The 8,172-nt window shown below is 36.1% G+C and carries 4 protein-coding genes and 1 pseudogene; all 5 read right to left on the bottom strand.

What is annotated here, in order from left to right:
- Positions 1–155: 155 nt before the first annotated feature.
- The 5 genes and pseudogenes from HCZ91_RS13305 to HCZ91_RS13290 all read right to left on the bottom strand — a co-directional run bounded on the left by HCZ91_RS13305 (position 156) and on the right by HCZ91_RS13290 (position 7,863).
- A complete protein-coding gene (locus HCZ91_RS13305; RefSeq protein WP_218870199.1) occupies positions 156–1,394 on the bottom strand; it encodes a glycosyltransferase family 4 protein in 1,239 nt (412 codons plus the stop codon).
- A gap of 1 nt (position 1,395) precedes the next feature.
- Positions 1,396–4,275: a glycosyltransferase family 2 protein gene (locus tag HCZ91_RS13300; protein WP_179799717.1), complete on the bottom strand. Its 2,880-nt coding sequence runs from the start codon at positions 4,273–4,275 to the stop codon at positions 1,396–1,398.
- 93 nt (positions 4,276–4,368) lie between these two features.
- Positions 4,369–5,052 (bottom strand): annotated as a pseudogene (locus HCZ91_RS14020) (hypothetical protein).
- A gap of 155 nt (positions 5,053–5,207) precedes the next feature.
- On the bottom strand, positions 5,208–6,656 hold the full coding sequence (locus tag HCZ91_RS13295) for a mannose-1-phosphate guanylyltransferase/mannose-6-phosphate isomerase (RefSeq protein ID WP_179799716.1): 1,449 nt from the start codon (positions 6,654–6,656) through the stop codon (positions 5,208–5,210).
- A 40-nt stretch (positions 6,657–6,696) separates the two neighbouring features.
- Positions 6,697–7,863 (bottom strand): nucleotide sugar dehydrogenase, encoded by a 1,167-nt coding sequence (locus tag HCZ91_RS13290; protein ID WP_179799715.1) that lies wholly within the window; start codon positions 7,861–7,863, stop codon positions 6,697–6,699.
- Positions 7,864–8,172 lie beyond the last annotated feature (309 nt).

Below are 8,172 nucleotides of genomic sequence, written 5' to 3'. Positions count from 1 at the left end.
TTTGTGTGAGAGCTTAAAGATTAACCGTTCGCTATTTTTTTTGCCATTAATTTGTCGCCAATGTTCAACACGCCCTAATATTTAGTTTAATTAAAAAAACAACACTTTTACTATTGGGGTTTTAGTTAGAATCGCTAGCCATAGCAATCTTAAAATCAAACTAAACCCAAGTGCATCTCTGCACACTCTTCAATACTGAGTGGACTGACAATACTATTGTGCAGCGTATTCCAATCTACCTCTTCAGACATTGCTCTCTCAATCGTTTGAGCTAATGACTGTGCATTGTTTCGTCTAAAATGCAGTCCAGTCACACCATCCTCAATCTTTTCTGCCATCCCACCAATATCTGAGGCTATAATAGGCCGTCCATGATTAAACGCTTCCTGAATCACCATTGGAGAGTTTTCCCACCAGATACTCGGTATGATCATCCAATCACATTGATATAGTAACCTTGGCATCTCATGGCTTTCATAAGAACCGTGCAAAGTAACGCTATCACCCAAATCATCCAGTAACCTGTGTATCCTGTCTTGAAAGTCTTGAGATTGAACCTCTAAGTTAGCACCATGGATATCTAAATGTACGATCTCTTTTGTAGTCTCAGACAATACACTAAAAGCCCGTAACAAAACCTCTATGCCTTTAAACTGGTTGATTTGACCAAAGAAGGCAAACCTTCCTCTTTTTTCATTCTTCTGAAGATGACGAGGAGCTTTATCTTCTACTAAAGGCTGCCCATTCTCAACCATTACTATTTTATTGGCAGGAATACCCCATTTGACATACCTATCCAATAAAAAATAGCTTGGAGAGATAAACTGATCAACCTCATCAAAGACTCTTAAAAAATACTGCTTTCTCAAGAAAAAGTCTGAGCTGCTTTTTTCTGGGAAACACTGTGCACAATCGACATAGCTCGATTCATAACATAATTTATCAGAGCCACGCTTCACCATCTGACCATCGTTAAAGCAGATTGGAATATATTCATGTAATGTCAGTAGTATCCTAACACTAGGCAAGACTCTTCTTGCAGTTAAGATTATTTCTATGCCCATATGTACATAATGGTGGAAATGGATTACTGTTGGCTTAAATTTAGATAGTAATCCAGCAAAGTCTCTAGTTAAATGCGTCGTATTAGCTGAGCTAATGATAAACCAATCTGACACACCTGTGTGAAAAAACAATTCCGAATCATCTTTACGAGACGAGAATACAGAGCCGCCATGAGATGCTTCTCCAGATCGTGCTAGAAACATGGTTTCAATACCCATTTTTTGATATTGCTTAAACAGGTTATATGCTGCTAATTCGGCCCCACCTTTGCTGTGATCTGGATGACCATGTGATACCACTAAAATACGTTGGCTGTCGTTCATAATCATGCTAGTTCCCTATACTTTTAGTAATTTTAGAGATTGTACTATCCCAACGATAAGTATGCTTAAGAGCATTGAAAATAGTTAGTTTAAATTTCCACGAAATGTCATCAAACAAATTCTGAGACTGACGTTCTAAATGATACAAACTAATCCTTCTATCAATATAGTTCTTAAAACCCAAACTTAAAACCGTTAGGCACAAATCACTATCTTCAAAGTCTCCATAGGCATAACTTTCATCTAAACCTCCCACCTCTTGATATAAATCTTTACTAATCATAAGACAAGCCCCTGTAACAGAGTCTATCTGCTTGAGTGACGCCGGTTCTGCTAACGATATAGGTAATCCTTTCCCAGGATGATCTATCAACCAGAAGCTCGGGTACTGGGGTGACTTAAAGTATTCTAGCCCATCATGTTGTATCGTATTGTCTTCAAACAACAACCTTGCACCAAGTATACCTATATCCTTTTCTTGACCATAGATGTCTAACATCTGTTTTAACCACCCGATATCTTTAGGCATAACATCTGAGTTCAATAATAGTAATTGATTAGACTCGGCTGCTTTACAGCCCATATTATTTGCACCAGCATAACCTAAGTTTCTGCCATATTGCACTGTTTTAAATGGTAGCTGAAAGAGCTCGTAAGACTCTGATGAGTATTTCTCAAATTGATCTATGATTCTAGGATCGTCTAGTACATAGATAATTTCTACTTCTTTCATAAATGGGTCTTGAGACATTTGAGCCAGCTGATAAAAAATGAAGTCTGATCTACCATAAATAGGAATAATGATAGAGCACTTAGGATTTTTCACAGGATGGCCATAATGTTTTATCGAATCAAAAGCGCCTTCTACACTCTTATTTGTCCAGACAGAATCTATGACTTCGCCCACGAAACCTTGCAAGCTACTCAAATGTAATTCATTATTGACATTCAAGTGCTGTAAGGCTTCCTGCATATACTGGCTAGGCGCTTTTATGGATGTACTTACCTTAATGGGTCTAACTATAATATCTCCATAGTTAGTCACAATTATAAACTTAAATGGCTGGCCGCCTGTAAAAGCACTATTTTTAAACAACCCAAGCATACCTGCTTTAAAACTATCTGAAATTAAATCAGGGTGAGCCTCAAACACATCTGCTCTACGAAACCATTCAGCATTATCATACAAATCACTTGATAACAGGTTATCCTGTACCACATAGATAGAGTTAATATAATCCATCGTATCGATAGCCCAACCCTTCACCAATATACCTAGTTTCGGTATCAAAGTTGCACTATCAACATTTATCCTGAAAAAATCTTCATAACTATTGGCTTTACTAGCAACCTCGTCAATGATTGGCAACATATCTGCTAAACATATCGTTAAAAAATCTTTATTAACCGTCGCATCATTATGTTTAGCTACAAATTTGAACACTTCTAAGTAAGCATGTTTTTCTTTAAAAAATGGACAAGCGTACTCTGAATTAGCAGTCAGTTTAATCTGAATATTAGTCGACATATCCAAGATCGATGCAGAGGTTTCTATCTCTATTATGGTAATCGTACCTAGATTATATGTATCGTCCTTTTGATAAAGTGTGTTGACATCTTTACGATAAAAATTAGATTTAAAAATCACATTTTGATTAAGAGATATATTGTTAAAACTAAGAGTTGCTACATTTAGATCTATCGGCTTCAACTCCCAACCGACAATAATTAATTTATTATCAGATAGTTTTAGACAGTAATCAAAATAGCAGTCAATATGTTCTTCTATTGTCACTATATTTTTCTGAACCGATTTTTTTATCTCATTTATGCTTGAATCCTTACTATTATCTTTCAATAAATAATATAGAGGCTCAATATTTTTTTCAAGTAAAACAGGGTGTGACGATACATAATCTTTTATGCTAAACAATTCGCTTGGATTGAATTTAAGAGTGTGCCAGTTTCTAATATAATGAATGATTGCAAGTTGTTTTTCAGTTAACTGATATTTTTTAAAGTACCAGTTTTGATCAAACATATTGTTTGGGTTTTTTCCTTCAAAAACTCCATTTTTACAGAAATGTATTAAGCTATGAGTAGATGAGTCATCTATATCATACTGTCTTACATACCATGTCTCATCAAACAAGCCGGTAGAATAAATCTCATAACTTTTCTGAATATCGCTTAAGCTTAAAAAATCCACTATATCTAATCTATGTGGTAATGCCATTAGTTGCGTAAACCAATCACCTTTAAAGATTTCTCTAACCTTCTGCATGAACGGAAAAAGTGACTCACAAGGAGTTAAATACAACCACTTACCTAATTCTATAAAATGACTCCAAGCACTTTCTTGTGGAATACCATATATCCTGCTATACCACTCATCATCGAAGTAAATATGCATCATGCTACTATTTTGACTGTTACCAACATATTCCCAAAAGATCTTTTCCTGCTGGGTGAGCGATTTTGTAGAATTATATAGCTGATTATTTTTTATAAAAAATATATGTTTATTCAAAGCATCAAATTTTTGGATGTTTTTTGAGATACTTAGCTGAATTGCTTCTATAAAATTTAAAGAAATATGAGGGTGCGGCAGTCTATTTTCTTCAATTCCTTTAATAAGATAATGAATAAAAGGATTAACTTGTGAGCTCTTGACATCAGGATATTTGTTGAGATAATAATTTGTATCAAACCATGAGCAGGGATTCAGTCCCTCAGTCCACCCTATCTCACAAAAGTGCCGTATTAAATCAATATCATTCTCTAATACATAGCATTCAACTTGTTTAACGTATAATTCATAGTTAAAAACTTTGTTTGACTTGATATTATCTATATGTGATTCGAGCTGTACTTTCGATTTGGTCATTCGCTTGTCCTATCATAATAGTTTTTTAATTTCATATAAAAATACTTTAATGTTTAAACACAACTAAGGCCTGTTTGGCATTTATAATTTAAACTATAGATAAGCACGAATGTGTGCCACCGTATTTTTATGATTCTGCTTGAGCTTATAAAATAGTTTTGCAATCGATTTATAGTTTTTTAATTTAAAAGTGGTACAAGGCAACCAAATGTAAATTATATCTAATAATTCAAACGAGGTTAATGTAGTCATGATTTTATAGTAGAATGACTATACTAAGTGGCGAGCTTTGTATAAATGCTAATCCATATAGTTGTTGGCATACCTCGTTTTCTATTTGCAAAGGATGTTATTGAAGCAGCCAAATTATTTAATATGCAATCGTAGTGGATAAGAATCATAGCACTTGTGGAAAATACAATGACTGTTGCGCTCAAATCTATCTCATCAATTAAGTTTGGCGCCATTTAACAAGATAATACTAATCGGGCTGCCATGCGCATCAACTGTTATGTGGATTTTAGTCGTACCTCTTGCCCCATTTTCAATAATACCTTTCATGTTCTTATGAATACTACTGCTATGCTATTATATTTTATAGACAGTATTATTCTTACTAAAATGCTTGCATAAGTCACATTATAGGCAACTAACTTGCACCCAATAAACTATACCTCCAACGTTTTGTCTAAGATCTTCTTTGTTATAGGTATTGAGTTCTAGTAAGTTAGACCCTAGTCTTGCCCATTGTTCCTCTTTGAAAATTATGCGTGATATAGAGAACGAGATATTTTCTATATTAGAAATTCAAGATTAACAGTTCTCTATTTTTTTCAGCAATTTACTCCCAATATGCAACACGATCTAACAACTTATTAAATAAAAGTAATCTTATAACAAATTATTGGCAGTTTTTCACAAAAGTTATTAGATTACTCTTGAGTCTTATCCCGACCATACTCATCACTAAACCGAACAATATCATCTTCTCCAAGATACGCACCAGACTGTACCTCAATTATCTCAAGGGGCACTTTACCTGGGTTTTCAAGAGAGTGTATCTCCCCTATTTCTATATAGATAGACTCATTCTCACGTAGTAGATGTTCAGTTAACTTGTCTTTATCAAACCCTTTTTTGACCAAAGCAGTACCACCTACGACCACCCAATGTTCCGCTCGATGATAATGCATTTGCACTGACAGCTTTTGTCCCGGTTTCACAGTGATACGTTTTACTTGGTAGCGGTTGCTACTATCCACACTATCAAACTGCCCCCAAGGTCTGTGTACCTGACGGTGATAAATGTATTCAGGGCGCTTCTCTTGTTTTAACGTGCTGACCAAATCTTTGACTTCCTGTGAGCAGTCTAGGTTTGCAACTAGTAAAGCATCATCTGTTTCTATGATCGCAACGTTATCAAGGCCAATGGTGGCAATCAGCTTTTTGTTTTCAGAACGAATGATACTATTGGTCGTTTTTATGGTGATTGTGTCAGCATCAATAACATTGCCATCTTTATCTTTTTCTCGATAGTCCCAAATAGCATTCCATGAGCCAAGGTCGTTCCAATTGACATCGAGTTTGGCGACCAGACCTTTGTCAGTATGCTCCATAATGGCATAATCTAAAGAATCATCAGGACACTTGGCAAAAGCTGCTTCATCTATAGTATAAAAATCTGGATGAGTCTCATCAGCTGTGTAGGCAGCCTGACAAGCCTTCAAAATGGCAGGCTGATATTTTTCCATCTCCGCGACTAAAGTACTTGCTTTGAACATAAAAATACCGCTATTCCACAGATAGTCGCCATGTTCTAAGTATTTATTTGCGGTCTCTAAGTCTGGTTTTTCTACAAACTGAGCAATCGCACGCAATTTGTTTTGGTTCTGCGCATTTATATGCGCGCCCATCTGAATATAACCATAACCTGTCTCAGCTACAGTGGGAGTGATGCCAAACGTAATAATATGCCCAGACTCTGCATAAGAAAAACTCTGGTTAATACTATCGAGCAGATCCTCAATATTGGCAATGGCATGGTCAGAAGGTGACAACAATATGATACCGTCATCATGATGCGCTATGATATGTAATGCCGCTAATAATGCCGCCGGCGCGGTGTTTTTACCCATGGGTTCAAGAATGATGTCTGCTTCAACGCCGCTGTCCGTAATAGCGTCAGCAGCAAGGAACTTGTGATCTTGGCTACACAGTAATAAGTTACCCGCGATATCAATACCCGATAGCCTAGTCAGGGTATCGGCTATCATTGATTGATCACTGGCCAGATTAAAGAATTGCTTTGGATAGGCTTTACGAGATAGTGGCCATAGACGACTGCCAACACCACCCGCCATTACTGCATGGAATAACTTCATTAGTTAACCTTATTTAATTGGAGATAACTGTCTATTAAGTTTAATCACTGCCAAATAAATCTCTTGTATAGACTTTATCGCTAACATCCTTGATTTCATCGACCATACGATTAGAAACAATAACATCGCTTATTGCTTTAAATTCATCTAAAGATTTAATAACCTTGGAATGATAAAACTCGTCTTCTAAAAGCTCAGGCTCGTATACCACCACTTCTACACCTTTTGCTTTAATCCTTTTCATAATTCCTTGAATACTGGACTCTCTGAAATTATCTGACCCTGCTTTCATAATAAGACGGTAAATCCCCACTCTGTTAGGATTCCTTTTTAATATGGAAGCGGCAATAAAGTCTTTACGCGTTGTATTAGCGTCTACAATGGCACGAATAATATTGTTCGGCACTGCTGTATAGTTGGCGAGTAATTGCCTTGTGTCCTTGGGTAAGCAATAGCCACCGTATCCAAAGGAGGGATTGTTATAATGATTACCAATACGCGGGTCTAAACTGACCCCTTCAATGATTTGACGTGAGTCTAGGTTGAGAGTTTCAGCATAGCTGTCCAACTCATTAAAATACGTCACTCTCATCGCAAGATAAGTATTAGAGAATAGCTTTATCGCTTCAGCTTCTGTTGAATCGGTAAATAGAACATCTACTTCTTCTTTAATAGCACCTTTTACTAATAAATCAGCAAAAACACTTGCCCGTTCAGACTTCTCTCCAACAATGATTCGTGACGGATATAAATTATCATATAGCGCTTTGCCTTCACGTAAAAACTCAGGCGAGAATATAATATTCTCGTATCCAAGCTTTTCTTTTATATTCTTAGTGTAGCCTACCGGTACTGTTGATTTAATCACTACCACTGCTTTAGCATTTATCGCCATGACATCTCTAATGACGGACTCTACAGATGATGTGTTGAAACCATTTGTCTCGGGATTATAGTCGGTTGGCGTGGCGACAATGACAAAATCAGCCTTTCTATAAGCTGTCTCTTTGTCCAATGTGGCGATAAGATTTAATTTTTCGCTCTTCAGAAATATCTCTATCTCGGTATCTGAGATAGGAGATTTTTTTTGGTTAATCAGTTGAACTTTTTTCTTATCAATATCGACTGCCACAACTTCATTATGCTGAGCAAGCAACAGAGCATTCGATAGTCCTACATAACCTATGCCTGCTACCGCAATCTTCATATTAGATTCCTCTCATGGAACTAAAAGATAGAGCTATGGCGCAACTCCATTCTTGTCCTAAAAAAAATCCCGATATTCTAAACATTTATTTGTGATTTTTAGGTCTAGACTTGCTCCAAACTGAAAAATCATACACAGTTTTTTTGCTGATGATTATTTTTCAGTTCAAATAGATAAAATATATTTCATACTATTAAACACTTTCATTAATATAAAAAGCCATCCGCTACTATTGATTCAGTGCTGAGCAGCTTAACCTTACATAACTGCTTTATAATGACGTTAAAAGGAATAATAGATTTACTGTTA

The sequence above is a fragment of the Psychrobacter sp. BI730 genome (genome assembly GCF_013414195.1).
In the GTDB taxonomy this organism is placed as follows: Bacteria; Pseudomonadota; Gammaproteobacteria; order Pseudomonadales; family Moraxellaceae; genus Psychrobacter.
Note: the sequence above shows the minus strand (reverse complement) of the source record. Positions and strands in the feature narration are given on the sequence as shown.